We start from the raw sequence: 16091 nt of genomic DNA, 5'->3' as shown, positions 1-16091 counted from the left end.
TAGAGCTCCTCAAAAAGCCAGCTAGCCAGCCTGCTCTAGGGGCTGGCCATTTTCATCCACAAATAATACATCGCGAATACTGAGTTTTTGTCCCTGGGCATTCTGCACAGCAACTTCGGAGATAGGCTCACCACTGTTTTTATCGACCAGGTGCATCCCATCTTTATTGCCGTTCCAGCGCAGATTCCACTGGCGTAGGGCGATTACCACCGTAAACAGGTCCCGACCTTTTTCCGTTAAACGGTACTCGTAGCGAGTGCCGTGTTCACCCGCATCAAAGCGTACCAGCACCTCGTTATCCACCAGACGTGATAACCGATCCACAAGGATATTTTTGGCAATTCCCAGGTTTCTTTGGAAATCCACAAAACGGCGAGTACCCAGCATCGCCTGCTTAATTATCAGCAGGGACCACCAGTCCCCCACTTCATTCAGGGCACAGGCCAGAGAACAGTCGAGATCATCAAAGCGTTTACGTGACATATAGGGAGCCTCTAAATAACTCCGTGATACCTCTGGCATGCAGAGCGGTTCACAATCAAGGCGCGGCTTCGCAGGAATGTCTAGACCTTTCAAGAAGTCGCAACGCGGAGTGTGAATCGCTCTGCACGCCCCAAAGGGCGGGCCTTGAAGGCCACAGCTGCTGCGTTGCAGCTCTTGCATAGGGCTGCGGCCATTCGCGGCGAGCTGCGCCTAACATCTGCAGCCTTCATGGCCCGCAGAGGCATTACGGAGTTATTCAGAGGCTCCCTAGCCATTATACCGACAAAAGAGTTGCAATACGAAACCAGATATTGAACTCAACCTTAAAATAAGGTCTTATAACGCAACCGTTTTAATTGTGACCTAGTGGGACCAGTGAGTCCCAGTGTTGAATCGAGACATTCAGGAGAGAAATATGAGTGGTTCCCTGGACAACCTACTGCGTCCCTTCGAGCATAAATCCCTAAAGCTGCGCAACCGGGTTGCGATGGCTCCCATGACCCGCACTATGTCACCGGGCTATGCAGCCAATGATCAAGTGGCCGGCTATTACCGCCGCCGCGCCGAGGGCGAAGTGGGACTGATTATTACCGAAGGCACCTTCGTTAATCATAAAGCTGCAAACGGCTACGAGAATGTTCCGGCAATCTACGGTGAGGCCGCTCTCGCCGGCTGGAAAAAAGTGGTAGACGAAGTACACGCTGCCGGTGGCCAGATTATCCCGCAGTTATGGCACGTAGGCTCCGTGCGCAAAGAGGGCATAGGCCCGGATAAATCAGTGCCCGGCTACTCCCCCTCAGGCCTGTTCAAACCCGGCAAGCCCAATGGCCAGGCGATGAGCAAAGAGGACATCCAGGAAGTTGTACAAGCTTTTGCGGACGCGGCGAAAGCAGCCAAGGAAATCGGATTCGACGGCGTAGAGATCCACGGCGCCCACGGCTATCTGATCGACCAGTTTTTCTGGGAAGGTACCAACCAACGCGATGACGAGTACGGTGGCTCCATCGAAAATCGCACCCGCTTTGCAGTGGAAATTATCAAAGCGGTACGTGAAGCCGTGGGCGAAGATTTTGCCATAGTGCTGCGCTACTCCCAATGGAAGCAGCAGGATTACGAAGCCAAGTTGGCGCAAAACCCGGAAGAACTGAAACGCTTCCTGACACCGCTGGTTGAAGCCGGCGTTGATATTTTCCACGCCTCTACAAGACGCTTCTGGGTGCCAGAATTTGAGGGTTCTGATCTCAACCTGGCAGGCTGGACCAAGGAATTGACGGGAAAACCGGTAATTTCTGTCGGCAGTGTCGGCCTCGACGATGATTTTATCGGCGGCAATAACCAGGGCATGGGCGGCACTGCCAATCCTACCGATTTAGCCGAACTGACCCGCCGTATGGACAACCAGGAGTTCGACCTGATTGCCGTTGGCCGCGCGCTATTACAAGACCCACATTGGTTCGCCAAGGTGCGTGAAGATCGCGCGGAGGAAGTCACTCCGTTCACCAAAGAAGCGCTAATGAGCCTAAGTTAATTATTCCTAACAAAAAAGCAGCCTCAAAGGGCTGCTTTTTTATCTGCATTTTTAAAAATTTATTGGAATCACGGCCAAATAAATTCTACCGGCCACAATTTTTGTGAAGCCTGGTCGTACTCATCCCACAACTGGCGGTATGTTTTCTGCTCGACCGGATGCAATACTTCTGGAGCAATTTCTGCCAAGGGCTGTAAAACAAAGGCATTTTTTACAATCTCACCTCTAGGCAATTTTACCCCATCGACAGTTCCCGTCAGGTGATCATAGGTGAGAATATCAATATCCAGGGTGCGCGCGCTGAACTTGGGACCGGAGCGCAGGCGGCCGTTGGCATCTTCAATACCGCGCAGACACAGGGCCAGCTGCCCTACCGGCAGGTCAGTCTGCAGCCCAACCACCAGGTTGTAAAAGTTATCACCCTGGAAACCTACCGCTTCACTTTCGAAGACCCGGGACACCTGTAATTCGCCAAACCGCCCGGTCAGGGCATCCAGCGCTGCGCGGATATATTGCGCGCGATTGATATTACTGCCGAGGCTGAGATACACCTGAGCCACGTTTACACTCCCGCAGACATCGCTGCTGCACCTTTTGCCGGCCTCTCGCCGCGCTCAATAATGACACCCACATCCCTGGACCCTCTGACCGCACCCGGCTTGGACAACCGCAGTCGCAGCCAGTTTACAGAAAACTCTTCCCTGACAATTGCCGCAGCCTGCTCTGCCATGGTCTCCACCAACAGAAACTCACTGCTTTCAATAAAAGCGATCAAGCGCTTGGCCACCGCTTTATAGTTAAGTGTGTACTCGATATTGTCTGTACGCGCCGCCTCACTAATATCGAAGGCCATCTCCAAATCGAGACTGACCGTCTGGCGCACTTCCCGCTCCCAATCGTAAATACCAATAATGGTATTCACCTTTAAATCCCGTATATAAACAATATCCATTTATCGGCTCTTTTCTTTTTAATGCCAGGCTATCCCTGGGATTTTTAAAGTTCGGTCTTGGGCAATTCTGTCATGGGCCAGCGCGGACGCACATCTACCGCAAGGCTCGTCTGCTCCCCTGCTTTTAAGCGCAAACTACCGGCGTAGGCGATCATGGCCCCGTTATCAGTGCAGAATTCATGGCGGGGATAGTAGACGCTGGCGTTATCCTTTCGCAGGCTCGTTTCCAAACGCTCACGCAATAATTTATTTGCGGAAACTCCACCGGCAATCACCAGGGTTTTATAGCCGGAAGCCTTAATAGCGCGACGGCATTTAATCACCAGGGTGTCCACTACCGCCTCCTGGAAAGCCGCAGCAATATCTGCGCAAGTCTGCTCGTCTGGTAAACCATCCTCGAGGGCGTGCTTGCGCACCGTCGTCAGGGTGAAGGTTTTAAGGCCTGAAAAACTGAAATCCAACCCCGGTCGATCAGTCATAGGACGCGGGAAGGTAAAGCGCCTGGCGTCTCCTTTCTCCGCCAGGGCAGCCAAACGCGGGCCACCGGGATAATCCAAATCGAGCATTTTGGCGGCCTTATCAAAGGCTTCGCCGGCGGCGTCATCCAGGGATTCACCCATCAGTTTGTAATCACCGAGCCCCCGCACCTCCACCAGCTGGGTGTGTCCGCCGGAAACCAGCAGGGCCACAAAAGGAAAGGCGGGCGGATTATCCTCCAGCATTGGGGCCAGTAGGTGGCCTTCCATATGGTGCACCGCCACCGCCGGGATATCCCAGCCATAGGCCAGAGCACGAGCCGCGCAGGCCCCGACCATCAGCGCTCCCACCAGACCGGGGCCTGCGGTATAGGCGATGCCATTGAGGTCTGAAGGGCTGGTCTCGGCCTTCTTCATTACCTGGCGAATCAGCGGCAAGAGCTTGCGCACATGATCACGGCTCGCCAGCTCGGGGACTACACCGCCATAATCGGCATGCAGGTCCACTTGACTGAACAGGGCATGGCTGAGCAAATCGGACTCAGAATCGTAAATAGCGACGCCAGTTTCATCGCAGGAAGTTTCTATACCAAGGACGCGCACTTGATCTCATTCTCGTGACTACTTCGAGGGGTGGTTATCATACTGGAAAATGGGGTTGCGATCCCGTATAGGAGTGTTTAGAATTTGCGCCCTCGCTGTGAACCGGCCACCGGATGCAACTGCGAGAGCATTGCCGGAATGGCCGAGAGAAACGAATTTTAACAGGTATCCTAATGCCCTCTGTACGAATCAAAGACAACGAACCTTTCGATATCGCCCTGCGCCGTTTCAAGCGCTCCTGTGAAAAAGCAGGCGTACTGTCTGAAGTACGTCGTCGCGAGTTCTACGAGAAGCCCACCGCTGTTCGTAAGCGCAAAGCTGCTGCCGCTGTAAAGCGTCACGCTAAAAAGCTTCAGCGCGAAAACCGCAAGTTCCAGCGTCTCTACTAAGAGCCGCAGGCTGCATAAGCCTGTCGCAGCGAGGCGGCCGGACGGGCTTAGCCCGTAGCGGAGCTATAAAGAACGGCGTGCGAGCCATACTCGCGCGCCGTTTTTCGTTTGGGCTAACGCATTTCCCCCGCCCAGCAGACAAGCTATCCTAAGCCCCTGATCCAAAATTCATTGCCAACAATCCCGGAACACTCATTATGAGCACTCTCAAGGAAACCCTGACCCAAGCCACTAAAGACGCAATGAAAGCGCGAGACAAAGAGCGCCTGGCCACCCTGCGCCTGATCAACGCCGAGATCAAACGCGTTGAAGTCGACGAGCGCATCGACCTGGATGACGCCCGCATCCTCGCCCTGCTGGACAAAATGACCAAGCAGCGCCGCGACTCCATTACCCAGTACGAGAAAGCTGGCCGGGCTGAACTGGCAGCAGTAGAGCAGGCTGAAATTGAAGTTATCCAGGAATTCCTGCCGAAGCAGCTGAGCGAAGCTGAGATCACCGATATCGTTGCCTCCGCCGTCAAAGACACCGGTGCCAACAGCATGGCGGATATGGGCAAAGTCATCGCCCAGGTTAAACCCCAGGTGCAGGGCCGTGCAGATATGGGCGCGGTGAGCAAACTGGTGAAGGCCCAACTGGCCTAAGCTGAGCGAATCCCCATGGCCGGCAAGATACCCCAGCACTTTATTGACGATCTGCTCGCAAGGGCAGATATCGTCGAGCTGGTGGACAGCCGGGTCAAGCTGCGTAAAACAGGCAAAAACTACTCTGCCTGCTGCCCCTTCCACGACGAGAAAACCCCATCGTTTACCGTGAGTGCGGACAAGCAGTTTTATTACTGCTTCGGCTGCGGCGCCAATGGCAATGCCATCGGCTTCCTCATGGAGTACGACCGCCTGCCCTTCCCAGAAGCGGTGGAAAAACTCGCGGCCACCCGTGGACTGGAAGTTCCCAGGGAACAACTGGCACCGGGGCAAGAAAAGCGCCAGCGGGAGAGTCAATCTCTCTACCAGCTTACAGAGAAAGCCGCCGACTACTACCGTGAACAGCTGCGCAACCACCCCGCCGCAGGCAATGCGGTGGCCTACTTGCGCAATCGCGGCCTCTCCGGTGAGATTGCCCGGGACTTTGGTATAGGCCTTGCGCCCCCGGGCTGGGACAACCTGCTCAATGCATTAGCCGATACCCCCGAGAAAGCGGATCAACTGGAATTGGCAGGCCTGGCCATTCGCCGCCAGGACAGTGATGGCAACACCAAGCCCAATGCGCGCCATCACTACGACCGCTTCCGCAACCGTATTATTTTCCCGATCCGCGACCAGCGCGGGCGCGCCATCGCCTTTGGCGGGCGGGTACTGGGCGACGACAAACCCAAGTACCTGAACTCCCCGGAAACCCCGATATTCCACAAGAGCCGCGAACTCTACGGCCTGTGGGAAGCGCGCCAGGCCAACCGCAATTTAGAGCGCCTGATTGTGGTTGAAGGCTATATGGATGTGGTGGCCCTGGCCCAGTTCGATATCCGCTGCGCCGTCGCCACCCTGGGTACCGCTTGTGGCGAAGACCATATTCAACTCGCCTTCCGCCACACCTCGGAACTGCTGTTTTGCTTTGACGGCGACCGCGCCGGCCGCGCTGCCGCCCGCCGCGCTCTTGAGTCGGCCCTGCCGCAGATGCAGGACGGGCGCAGCCTGCGCTTCCTGCTGCTGCCAGAAGGCGAGGACCCGGACACCCTGGTGCGCCAACTGGGCGGTGAACGTTTCCAGCAGTTAATTAAGGAGCAATCCCTACCGCTGGAAGATTTTCTCTTCGACCTACTGAGCGAAGATATCAACCTGCAGACCATGGACGGCCGCGCGCGCCTGTCCAAACTCGCCGCTCCCCTGCTGGACCTGCTGCCCGATGGTGTCTACCGCCAGCTGATGTTCCAACAACTGGCCTCGCGCACCGGACTCGACAAGGAAACCCTGCTAGAGGTTATCCGCACAGAAAAAGCTCGCGCACCACAACAGCCCCACCCGCAACCTACAGCTGCACAGGGAGAGCCAAGCCAAGCACCCTCCCCTCACGAGGAGCTGGAGCACCGCACACCGCCGGAACCCTGGCAGCGCGACAGTAACTTCAATGAAAGTGCAGCACCGAGTTACGACAGTCCGCGCCGCCAGAGCCAATATCTCCTGCCACCGGAGCGCATGCTGATCGCCCTGCTGTTGCACCACCCGGAGCTGGCAGCACAAATCGAAAATCCACAGCAGTTCCCCGTTGAGGGCAATGCAGACCTGGCATTGTTTATCCAGCTGGTAGAGCTGTACAAAAGCCGCCCCCAATTAAATTTCTATCAATTGATCGGCCACTGGCGTGCACACCACAGCGCAGAATCTTGCGATACCCTGGCCAAGCTCGCTATTTCTCCACTGGTATCGGTCGCGCGGCAACTCGCCCAGGATGACAGCAACCTGGAATACGATCCGCACACCGAATTTAACGACTGTCTGCTGCGCCTGAAACAAGCTGCGGACAAACAGCGCAACCGCGATTTACTCGATCAACTCAAGAACAGCGCCCAGTTGAGCCCCGAAGAACAACTGGCTCTATTAGCCAATTGGCGAAAAAAGCAGAATTAATAAGCGCCAACCCCTTGAAAACTGCGGGCTCAGCACTATATTCACTCACCCCCGCCGGGCGGGATCGGGAACCCCAGCACCCTAAACATCGCACCTACGCCGTTACTTGACAGCTAGAGTGGTTATTGCTAGTGCAAATACGCTATAATCCCGCGTCTTTGTCCCGTATTTTCATTCCCAGAATTCAGGGTTGTGCATGACCGACAAAACCCAGCAACAGTCCCGCATTAAGGAACTGATCGCCCGCGGTAAAGAGCAGGGCTATCTGACCTATGCCGAGGTAAATGACCACCTACCGGAAGATATTTCCGATCCCGATCAGGTGGAAGACATTATTGGCATGATCAACGACATGGGCATCAAGGTGTTTGAAACCGCACCGGATGCCGAAGAGTTGTTGATGGCTGAAGGCGACAGCTCCGCTGATGAAATCGCCGCAGCCGAAGCTGCCGCTGCCCTGGCAGCCGTAGAGTCCGACGTAGGCCGAACCACCGATCCAGTACGCATGTATATGCGCGAAATGGGCACCGTAGAGCTGCTCACGCGCGAAGGCGAGATCGCCATTGCCAAGCGTATCGAAGAGGGCCTGCGCGAACTGATGGCCGCCCTGGCCTACTGGCCGGGTGCAGTGCAGCAGATCATCGATGAGTACGCTCTGATCGAGAAAGAAGAGCGCCGCATCCCCGATATTATCTCTGGTTGGCTCGACCCCGCCGACGAGGTTCCGCCCGGAGCCCAGGCTGGCCAAGCCGCCGCTGCCAGCGCGCCGGAGTCATCAGATTCCGATGACGACGCCGAAGACGACGACAGCGATGACGACAGCAGCGAAGAAGAAGAGGAAGCTACCGGCGGTATCGACCCCGAAGAGCTCGCCGAGCGCATGAACGCGCTGATCGCCGCACAAAAAGCTGCCGACGAGGCCATCGCCGCCCACGGCCGCGATTCCAAAGAAGCTGGCCAGGCCCTCGAAGCCGTTGGCGATGTATTCCGCTTCTTTAAACTGGCTCCCCGCCAGTTTGACCCGCTGTACGGCGAAGTTCGCTACGTACTCGACAGCGTGCGCGAGCAAGAGCGCGTGGTTATGGCCATGTGTATCAAACGCGCCCGCATGCCGCGCAAGACCTTTATCAAGGAATTCCCCGGCAACGAGACCAATGATGATTGGATTCCCGCAATCATCAAGAAAAAGCGCGATTACTCCGATGCCTTGCGCCACGTCGTAGACGAAGTTGTTCGCGCCCAGCGCAAACTGGCTCAGTTCCAGGAGCGCGCTAAGCTGGACGTAGGCCAGATCAAAGAGATCAACCGCCGCATGTCCATTGGTGAGGCCCGTTCACGCCGTGCCAAGAAAGAGATGGTCGAAGCCAACCTGCGTCTGGTTATCTCTATCGCCAAGAAGTACACCAACCGCGGCCTGCAATTCCTGGACCTGATCCAGGAGGGCAACATCGGCTTGATGAAGGCTGTGGATAAGTTCGAATACCGCCGCGGTTACAAGTTCTCCACTTATGCCACCTGGTGGATTCGCCAGGCCATTACCCGCTCTATTGCGGACCAGGCCCGCACCATCCGTATCCCGGTACATATGATTGAGACTATTAATAAGCTCAACCGTATCAGCCGCCAGATGCTGCAGGAAATGGGTCGCGAGCCCACTCCGGAAGAACTGGGCGAGCGCATGGAAATGCCGGAAGACAAGGTGCGCAAAGTCCTCAAGATCGCCAAAGAGCCGATCTCCATGGAGACGCCTATCGGCGACGACGAAGACTCCCACCTGGGTGACTTTATCGAGGATCAAAATCAATCCTCGCCGGTGGATACCGCCACTCAAACTGGCCTGCACGACGCCACCCGCTCCGTGCTTTCCGGCCTCACCGCCCGTGAAGCCAAGGTACTGCGTATGCGTTTCGGTATTGATATGAATACCGACCACACTCTGGAAGAGGTGGGCAAACAGTTTGACGTAACCCGCGAGCGTATCCGTCAGATCGAAGCGAAAGCATTGCGCAAACTGCGACACCCTTCCAGGTCGGAGCATTTACGCAGCTTCCTCGACGAGTAAGCGCTAGACTAAAGCCCGGTTCAACCGGGCTTTTTTTTGTGACATAAAGATGACCTCCCCGCGCAGGCTTAGTGAAAGCAGGAGATAAGCATGCAAAAAGAAATGGCGAATAAGCAGGAAAAATCTGAAGAGCTTGCCAACAAGCCCGGCAAGAAGGGGTTTGCTCGCCTCCTGGCTGCCACTAGCTACTCCAGTCAGGGGCTCGTCGCTGCATGGCGCAATGAGGAGGCTTTTCGCCAGGAAGTAATTGCCGCCTGCCTAATGGTGCCTCTCGCACTCTGGGCCGGGGAGACACCTACTGAGCGCGCCATATTGATTGCAGCCGTGATGTTTGTCCTCCCAATCGAACTTATCAACAGCGCTATTGAGGCGACCGTGGACCGCATCGGCCCCGAGAAACACCCGCTGGCCAAGATTGCTAAAGACACAGGCTCCGCCGCCGTGGCCGTCGCCCTCTTCGCTGCATTCCTGGTTTGGTGCTGTATTCTTATCCCCAAACTGCCGATTTAAATACTTTAGTATGGAGTTTTAGCCTCCATTTCGCATAAACAAGACACTCGTACCAATTGAAGTTTCTAGTTAAGACACTCGAACCAATTAAGCTGTTTGGCAGCTCTCTCAAGGTGAGCATCTATTCCATAAAGATCAGTTGTTGGCGAAAGCTTGAGCAACAGGGAAAGAAGATTTCTAGAATTTGCCCATATCGGCTTTGAGTGCTAACAAAGGCATTGATTTGCAAGGGAAAATCTTGTACTTTTCCCAACCGCTTGCAACGATCCTCGCAAGCAATGTGTGGGCCCTTAGCTCAGTTGGTTAGAGCATCCGACTCATAATCGGCAGGTCCTGGGTTCGAGTCCCGGAGGGCCCACCATTTTTAATCCCCTATGACCCCAAGCCATTTCTAGGTAATTCGACTCCCCCGCTGTCCTTAGCTTTCAGGGGAAGCGATTACTTACTCGCCACCTTACAAAAAATTAGCTAAAGAAATATTCGTAGCTTTCTAGGGCCCGCCGATTGCTTAAAGCTCAAGTATTTATTGGCCTATTATTGATGCGGTGTAAGGATTCGTAAGGAAAATCGTGTAATTCACGAATCCCTGAATATTTCTATTATTTTTGAGATGTCACTGGACTATCTGATAATGGGCCAGTCGATGAAAAATGCCCCATCCGCAACGATGGTGCTATTTAAGCATTTCAAGCTGCTGGGGACTTTTGATGATCAAGACAAGGACACGGTGATGCGGGTGATTGTTGCGATTATCGCCCAGAGCCAAGTGGAACATGCCATGCGGCCATTAGATCGCTAACTACTGATAGTTAGCGATCTACTTTTCTTATTCGGTAGCACTCAAACTAATGTCCGTATTTTTAGCTTCTGAAAACCCTCATAAAGAATCGAGCCGACCATGAACAAATTACAAGCCCAAAAATAAGAAACCAATCAAACCTTTCCGCAATCAATAATACAATTACTCCACAAATCGCAATTATAAATAATACTGCAAGAACTAAAGCTAACTTTCTATAAACTGGTTTCACCCTAGAAGAGCCTATCGGATCAATTTCACTCAACTGGATTCTCCACCAAACTTAAACCTACTATTCAGATAGCCAAATTGCTATTCTATTTACAGCAATACGAACAAATGAGAAAAAATTTTCTAGCTTCATATGCAGCCGTTAAAAGTGCACCATTAACTACAGCACCTGTAGACACATGACCTAGAGTTTAAAGCCTTGCTCCCAAGTGGGCTGTCGGCTTAAACCACCTTTAAAAAACTGTCCAAACGTCATATATCCAGTTTCACGTACAATTGCACTACCGACAAATAATCCCACTACTTTTTTATCTACTGACTTCAGAATACCAATTGCAATACTTGTTGTCATGAAATTATTTTTCATGGCAGTAGTAAAAGAACTTTCTGTCCAACCACCAGTAAAATTAATTATCCCCTCAAAAATGCCTTCAAAGAAATCTTGACTTGACCCATTTGCTACCGCGTTATAACGCCATTTAGCACCATCCAAGAATGCATCAACATAGTCTTTAGCAGAATTCCAAAGACCATCCTTTTGTGCAGCAGCTCATCTTTCAGTCAAGAAGTATGCTAGAAAAAATATACAAATTATAGGAACCAATAAGCTCAACACTCCACCCACATACCCAGAAGGCTGACAGAGAACAACCTTTTTCTTAACTAAAAAACCCTTACTGCGACTTCGAATAGAAAAAAGTATATAATTTACTAAAAAAACAGTAATGGAAAATAATACTGCCGAAAATTTGGTAACACCAGAAAAAACCTCTCCTATCCCTAAAAACATATGAGCAAGCAAAGCTCCGTTTATAAAAAGGGCAATCTCAAAGAAAGAGAGGGACAGACAGGCATAGTAGTGATTATGTCTGCCCACACCATTGATCTTTTCGGAGAGAGCAAAAAATTTAAAATAAAAAGAATTAAGCATATTTTGATCTAACAATTTTCAGTATACCAACATAAGAAATCTGTTCCAGGCTTGACAGTATAATCATACACTCCAGGAATATATTTAATAGCTGCTGATGTTCCACCATAGCTAACAGCACCCACAGTACCCCCTGCAAATCCCGCTACACCAAACGCTAAGTCAACGCCTGCATTAAATACACCAAAGCCATTCCCATTACTTAAGGCCTGACCACCATTCCAAAGTCAAATAGCAGTACTGACATAAAAAGTCCTGAACCCGCATGTTTTAGTGCTTGAAGACTTTTAGACGTATCTAATGCATTTGCAACAGGAAATGGACTCATAAGGAATATAAATTTCTATAAAAATAATGGGATATTACTTTCCTTCTTGCAGACAATCTTCTAGGTCATTAAACACTATAAAGCTCTACTTGACTCTGAAATTCTAAAGAATCCAGAGGGTATCACTAGGCTATTATATGCCTATCCTGAAGCTTAGAAAATTTAAAAATCTTATATTACGTAGAAGTAAGTAAAGAGGAAGACCTTTCCTAAATTCAAGCAGCACTTAATCCCACTGAAAGATATCAATGCGAATCTCCAAGTGGATAATTTAATAAATAATCAATAACAGCCTTACAGGCTGATCTTCCATTGTGGATATCTTTCACTTGAATCAACAATAGATTCGATTACCTAAAAAGGCCTTTCCTTTAGATGCCGAGAGACTAGTTCTCTTTGATTTCACAATTAATCTAAATATTTCCCAACTTATCAAACATATCAAAGTTAATTTATTATCTAGTGAACTAAGAAATCAATAAAAGGAAAAAACTATGAAGGCATTGACGCTAAAAACACCAGGCGGACTAGAAAATATTTCGGTTAGCGACATCGATGACCCGGGAGCACCCGGCCCAGGCCAGATCCGTGTTGCAATTAAAGCCTCCTCTCTCAACTTCCACGATCTTTTAGTCGCCAATGGCGGTATTCCTACAGAAGACAGCCGCATTCTGATGTCTGATGGCGGCGGTATCGTGGATGCAGTTGGTGAGGATATTACCGATTTTCAGGTCGGCGATTCTGTTGTGTCGTGCTTTTTCCCACAGTGGCCAGCAGGTACGCCTATGGCTTCCGTGGGTAACTTTGCCAATACGCCTGGTGACGGTATCGATGGGATGGCCGCTGAGTTTGTTGTGCGCGATCAGAGCGCCTTTACCCTTGCCCCAAAAGGCTGGAGCCACGCTCAGGCGGCAACCATTACTACCGCAGGCCTTACTGCTTGGCGGGCATTGGTAGTAGACGGCAAGGTAAAACCTGGCGACACAATATTGACACTAGGCACTGGTGGAGTATCTATTACGGTAATTCAGATTGCCAAAATACTGGGCGCCAAAGTTATTGTAACCTCTTCTTCCGACGAGAAACTGGAGCGCGCTAAAAAATTAGGCGCCGATCATGGCGTCAACTATCGCACCCATACACAGTGGTCAAAGAAGGTTATGGAGCTGACGGAAGGCAAAGGTGCGGACCATATTATTGAGCTCGGTGGCCCCGGTACACTAGAGCAATCAATCCATTCAGTCAGAGTTGGCGGCCATATTTCATTGATTGGTGTTTTAACGGGCCGCTCGGGAGAAGTGCCCACAGCACTGTTAATGGCCAAGCAGGCCCGGTTACAGGGCTTGATCGTTGGAAGCCGTAGGGATCAACGGGAATATGTCACCGCATTGGAAGCCAACCAGATACAGCCAGTGATTGATAAGACTTACCCTATGGAGGAACTGGCTGCGGCATTTGAGTACCAGGCCAGCGGGTCGCACTTTGGCAAGATCTGCGTCGAGTGGTAATGGAATAGCTCTCAATCTCGGCGCACTCTTAAAGCTAAGACACTTGTGAGAGCGCGGCTTAACGATTCCTACTGAAATATGAGGGGGACACACCAAATTGGCCATAAAAAGCTCGGCGAAAGCTATCATAGCTTGCAAACCCCACCTGCCGAGCTACCTGAACAAGGCTTGCTGATTCACAGGTGATTAAATCCCGCGCCCGGTTTAAACGGAGTTGGTTTAGATAATGTCCGGGGGTGCTATTAAGATGTTGTTTGAACAAGCGAGTTAACTGGCGATCGCTAACAGAAATACGTTCCGCCATATCGGAAACGCTGATTGATTTCTGGTAATTCTCCGACAGCCACTCCAATAGGGGATTGAGCCTCATACTGTCGCTGGATTGCACTTTAAGCAGATCAGAGTACTGTGACTGCCCTCCCCTACGCTGCAGATAAACGACCAGATCTTTAGCCACGCTGGCCGCAATAGTATTGCCATAATCCTGGCGAATCACTTCCAAGGCCAAGTCGACTCCAGATAGAATTCCCGCTGAAGACCACAGTTTTCCGCTTTCAATAAATAAGGGGTCCTGCTCAACCTGATAATTGACTGCTTGCTCGGCAAGCTGCCGGCAATGCCGCCAGTGAGTGGTAATACGGTGCTTTTGTTCCGGAAATATATCTGTTAGTAAGAATGCACCTGTACAGATACTCAAGACACGCTCTGCTTTGTCTGCGATTGCACGCAGCGCATTTACCTGCTTAGGGCTTAAGCGGAGCTGCCGCATCCCAGTACCGCCAGTAATGACCAGGTAATCAATTTCCCTATCCTGGTAAATATCAAAATCCACTGATAGGGCTTGGCCGTACGCGGTTTTAACTGATGCATTGGTTAAACCTATCAAACGACTTGTATAGGCCTCACTAACGAAACTATTAGTCTCCATAAAGGCATCCAAGGGCCCAAAGAGGTCTAACGCCTGAAATCCATCAGCAACAAAAAAACCTATCTTCTTGGTCATAGCATCTCCTCCACACAGGGAATTGTACTCCAATGGGTACGTCTGCTATGACACATTTACGACACAAAACGACATTGGTACTTCACCTGAACTCGTTCAACATAGAACTACCTCCATGAAACTGAACCACCCAATCTCATAAGGCTGGCAGAAGATTAGCTAGTCAGTCCAAATCCCACAGCAATTAAAACTCTGCCATTCAGCTACTCAATATTTGTAAGGTTCGTATTATCTAAATCATTTGTACCACATTGGTCAGCTCTTATCCTAAGTAGGAAGTTTTACTTAAGAAAAAACAATCTTTAAGAAAGTACTCAATATGCAAATGGACCAACCATGATGCCGGTCAAGTAATAAAAATTAATTTAGAGTTAACCTTCAGTTTTATTCACCAAACAAACTGCAGTTGTATTTTTCACCCACACCAAGTTTCCACTCTATAAAAAAATTATTACTCCAAAAGTACCAATACCTAAAGCACAAGAAATACAGTAAGGATGTATTAAATGGCGTTACAAAAGTCCCCCGGACAAAAAAGAAAATCGATGGTACGTACAGCATGTATTTTAGTTTTCCTTATTCTGACTTACTTTCTGTCAAACTATTACTCTCGTGCCAACAATGAATCATTAAGTTGGGTCGAAGATCATCAAGCTCTAGATGCTGAAGTAGTAGCGTTAAGAGAGGAGGAAGAAGAGTACCGGGGCCGCAAAGGTAAAAAGCGCTATCGTACAAATTACTATATTGACTATCAGTTTAACTATGAAGATGAGGACTTCGAATCCTCCGCAGAGGTTTCAAAAGTAATTTATAGTCAATATGAACAAGGTCAACCTATCGAAGTATGGTTTCCAGAGGGCGACATCTACGGTCATGTATTGGCGCAGAATGCTCAAAGAGATATCGAAAGTAACACACCTGTAGGAAACCTGATTCAAGCAGCACCTATCACTATAGGTATCTGCCTCGTCTTATATTGGATTTTAAGCTTCTTGTTTGTAAGGGAATCAAAAAAAGCACTACCCGAGGGCTTTTATACTGAGACGTCCTGGCTTGATATCGATGATAACTACCTCGTCGCCTTAGAAGGAGATGAACTCGTCTATTTTGATATCCCGAAAAAGCAGGCTTTAACTGCTCAATCTGCCTACCAAGCGGGGAAATCCCCTGAAGAAATATATCACTTGTGTAAACCTGAGACCGCAGCCCGAATCCCTCTCAATGAAATAAGTTCACTTAGCAGTGACCACAATTCGGATGTAATAACTATCAAGCACGAGGATAAGACCCATTCTGTTGAGTTCTTAAATCAAACAGTAAAAGCGCACGCATTAGAACGTATCGAGAAACAACTACCTGAGACAATGGATTATCAGCATATTCAGCGGTCTCGTTTGCAAGCCACTCTACCGTCACTTGTGATAGCAATACTGTTAATAGGCCTTATCTACTGGCTTGACTCATTTATTTTCCGTGTGATAGTTGGTTTTATTGGGCTAACCTCTGTGGCCCCGAATCTTTTGTCCAAATTAATTAGTCCGACAGAGACACGCCTCTGGGAGAAAGTCGAAGAGACCTCTGTAGAGCACGCATAGTTCAGAAGATGGCCAGCTTCGCCTGGCCGCTTTAATAGAGCTATCTGTTGCTCATAATCAAGCTCAGCT

At 50.5% G+C, this 16091-nt stretch carries 16 protein-coding genes and 1 tRNA gene; 10 read left to right on the top strand and 7 right to left on the bottom strand.

Annotated features, from left to right (window positions below; translation table 11 throughout):
* Positions 1–21: 21 nt before the first annotated feature.
* A complete protein-coding gene (locus tag ACJJI4_RS22775; RefSeq protein WP_282934464.1) occupies positions 22–483 on the bottom strand; it encodes a winged helix-turn-helix transcriptional regulator in 462 nt (153 codons plus the stop codon).
* Positions 484–898: 415 nt separating this feature from the next.
* Between ACJJI4_RS22775 and ACJJI4_RS22770 the strand changes: the two genes are divergently transcribed.
* The gene (locus ACJJI4_RS22770) at positions 899–2011 is read left to right on the top strand and encodes an NADH:flavin oxidoreductase (protein WP_444926558.1); all 1113 of its coding nucleotides are present in this window, start codon (positions 899–901) and stop codon (positions 2009–2011) included.
* 68 nt (positions 2012–2079) lie between these two features.
* Here the strand turns inward: ACJJI4_RS22770 and folK are convergent, their stop codons facing one another.
* From folK to tsaD, 3 genes are read right to left on the bottom strand one after another with little or no spacing between them, the layout of a single operon-like run.
* Positions 2080–2571: a 2-amino-4-hydroxy-6-hydroxymethyldihydropteridine diphosphokinase gene (gene folK, locus ACJJI4_RS22765; RefSeq protein WP_444912034.1), complete on the bottom strand. Its 492-nt coding sequence runs from the start codon at positions 2569–2571 to the stop codon at positions 2080–2082.
* 2 nt (positions 2572–2573) lie between these two features.
* Positions 2574–2963, bottom strand: a complete 390-nt coding sequence (gene folB / locus ACJJI4_RS22760) for a dihydroneopterin aldolase (RefSeq protein ID WP_444912033.1) — start codon at positions 2961–2963, stop codon at positions 2574–2576.
* Between the two features lie 44 nt (positions 2964–3007).
* A complete protein-coding gene (tsaD, locus tag ACJJI4_RS22755) occupies positions 3008–4042 on the bottom strand; it encodes a tRNA (adenosine(37)-N6)-threonylcarbamoyltransferase complex transferase subunit TsaD (protein ID WP_444926557.1) in 1035 nt (344 codons plus the stop codon).
* 173 nt (positions 4043–4215) lie between these two features.
* Here tsaD and rpsU point away from each other — a divergent pair, with 173 nt between their 5' ends.
* The 7 genes from rpsU (at position 4216) to ACJJI4_RS22720 (ending at position 10426) form a co-directional block, all read left to right on the top strand.
* On the top strand, positions 4216–4431 hold the full coding sequence (rpsU, locus tag ACJJI4_RS22750) for a 30S ribosomal protein S21 (protein ID WP_020411530.1): 216 nt from the start codon (positions 4216–4218) through the stop codon (positions 4429–4431).
* Between the two features lie 197 nt (positions 4432–4628).
* A complete protein-coding gene (locus ACJJI4_RS22745) occupies positions 4629–5075 on the top strand; it encodes a GatB/YqeY domain-containing protein (protein WP_108731584.1) in 447 nt (148 codons plus the stop codon).
* Between the two features lie 15 nt (positions 5076–5090).
* Positions 5091–7055: a DNA primase gene (gene dnaG, locus ACJJI4_RS22740; RefSeq protein WP_444926556.1), complete on the top strand. Its 1965-nt coding sequence runs from the start codon at positions 5091–5093 to the stop codon at positions 7053–7055.
* A 196-nt stretch (positions 7056–7251) separates the two neighbouring features.
* The gene (rpoD, locus tag ACJJI4_RS22735) at positions 7252–9117 is read left to right on the top strand and encodes an RNA polymerase sigma factor RpoD (RefSeq protein WP_444926555.1); all 1866 of its coding nucleotides are present in this window, start codon (positions 7252–7254) and stop codon (positions 9115–9117) included.
* Positions 9118–9207: 90 nt separating this feature from the next.
* Complete coding sequence (locus ACJJI4_RS22730; RefSeq protein ID WP_282934471.1) at positions 9208–9627, top strand: diacylglycerol kinase; 420 nt, start codon at positions 9208–9210, stop codon at positions 9625–9627.
* Between the two features lie 284 nt (positions 9628–9911).
* Positions 9912–9988, top strand: a tRNA-Ile gene (locus ACJJI4_RS22725).
* Positions 9989–10270: 282 nt separating this feature from the next.
* A complete protein-coding gene (locus ACJJI4_RS22720; protein WP_444926554.1) occupies positions 10271–10426 on the top strand; it encodes a hypothetical protein in 156 nt (51 codons plus the stop codon).
* A gap of 415 nt (positions 10427–10841) precedes the next feature.
* On the opposite strand, the gene ACJJI4_RS22715 is transcribed toward ACJJI4_RS22720, so the two are convergent.
* Together ACJJI4_RS22715 and ACJJI4_RS22710 are read right to left on the bottom strand one after the other, a co-directional pair.
* Positions 10842–11150 carry a hypothetical protein gene (locus ACJJI4_RS22715; protein WP_444926553.1) on the bottom strand — a complete coding sequence of 103 codons (309 nt, stop codon included), beginning with the start codon at positions 11148–11150 and terminating at the stop codon, positions 10842–10844.
* A gap of 57 nt (positions 11151–11207) precedes the next feature.
* Positions 11208–11588, bottom strand: coding sequence for a hypothetical protein (locus ACJJI4_RS22710; RefSeq protein ID WP_444926552.1), 381 nt, complete (start codon positions 11586–11588; stop codon positions 11208–11210).
* Between the two features lie 822 nt (positions 11589–12410).
* Here ACJJI4_RS22710 and ACJJI4_RS22705 point away from each other — a divergent pair.
* Positions 12411–13424: a zinc-dependent alcohol dehydrogenase family protein gene (locus ACJJI4_RS22705; protein WP_444926551.1), complete on the top strand. Its 1014-nt coding sequence runs from the start codon at positions 12411–12413 to the stop codon at positions 13422–13424.
* A 58-nt stretch (positions 13425–13482) separates the two neighbouring features.
* Here the strand turns inward: ACJJI4_RS22705 and ACJJI4_RS22700 are convergent, their stop codons facing one another.
* Positions 13483–14427: a GlxA family transcriptional regulator gene (locus tag ACJJI4_RS22700; RefSeq protein ID WP_282934496.1), complete on the bottom strand. Its 945-nt coding sequence runs from the start codon at positions 14425–14427 to the stop codon at positions 13483–13485.
* A gap of 506 nt (positions 14428–14933) precedes the next feature.
* On the opposite strand from ACJJI4_RS22700, the gene ACJJI4_RS22695 reads away from it, so the two are divergent.
* A complete protein-coding gene (locus ACJJI4_RS22695) occupies positions 14934–16022 on the top strand; it encodes a hypothetical protein (RefSeq protein WP_444926550.1) in 1089 nt (362 codons plus the stop codon).
* The last annotated feature ends 69 nt before the right edge of the window (positions 16023–16091 follow it).

This window comes from Microbulbifer maximicatervae (SeqCode), assembly GCF_052467305.1.
This window is presented reverse-complemented; position numbering and strand designations above follow the sequence as displayed.

Excerpts from the sequence above, each read along its gene's own strand:
- ACJJI4_RS22775 (WP_282934464.1), bottom strand. The coding sequence starts at position 483 with ATGTCACGTAAACGCTTTGATGATCTCGACTGTTCTCTGGCCTGTGCC.
- ACJJI4_RS22770 (WP_444926558.1), top strand. The coding sequence starts at position 899 with ATGAGTGGTTCCCTGGACAACCTACTGCGTCCCTTCGAGCATAAATCC.
- folB (WP_444912033.1), bottom strand. The coding sequence starts at position 2,963 with ATGGATATTGTTTATATACGGGATTTAAAGGTGAATACCATTATTGGT.
- rpsU (WP_020411530.1), top strand. The coding sequence starts at position 4,216 with ATGCCCTCTGTACGAATCAAAGACAACGAACCTTTCGATATCGCCCTG.
- ACJJI4_RS22745 (WP_108731584.1), top strand. The coding sequence starts at position 4,629 with ATGAGCACTCTCAAGGAAACCCTGACCCAAGCCACTAAAGACGCAATG.
- dnaG (WP_444926556.1), top strand. The coding sequence starts at position 5,091 with ATGGCCGGCAAGATACCCCAGCACTTTATTGACGATCTGCTCGCAAGG.
- rpoD (WP_444926555.1), top strand. The coding sequence starts at position 7,252 with ATGACCGACAAAACCCAGCAACAGTCCCGCATTAAGGAACTGATCGCC.
- ACJJI4_RS22730 (WP_282934471.1), top strand. The coding sequence starts at position 9,208 with ATGCAAAAAGAAATGGCGAATAAGCAGGAAAAATCTGAAGAGCTTGCC.
- ACJJI4_RS22720 (WP_444926554.1), top strand. The coding sequence starts at position 10,271 with ATGAAAAATGCCCCATCCGCAACGATGGTGCTATTTAAGCATTTCAAG.
- ACJJI4_RS22710 (WP_444926552.1), bottom strand. The coding sequence starts at position 11,588 with ATGCTTAATTCTTTTTATTTTAAATTTTTTGCTCTCTCCGAAAAGATC.
- ACJJI4_RS22705 (WP_444926551.1), top strand. The coding sequence starts at position 12,411 with ATGAAGGCATTGACGCTAAAAACACCAGGCGGACTAGAAAATATTTCG.
- ACJJI4_RS22700 (WP_282934496.1), bottom strand. The coding sequence starts at position 14,427 with ATGACCAAGAAGATAGGTTTTTTTGTTGCTGATGGATTTCAGGCGTTA.
- ACJJI4_RS22695 (WP_444926550.1), top strand. The coding sequence starts at position 14,934 with ATGGCGTTACAAAAGTCCCCCGGACAAAAAAGAAAATCGATGGTACGT.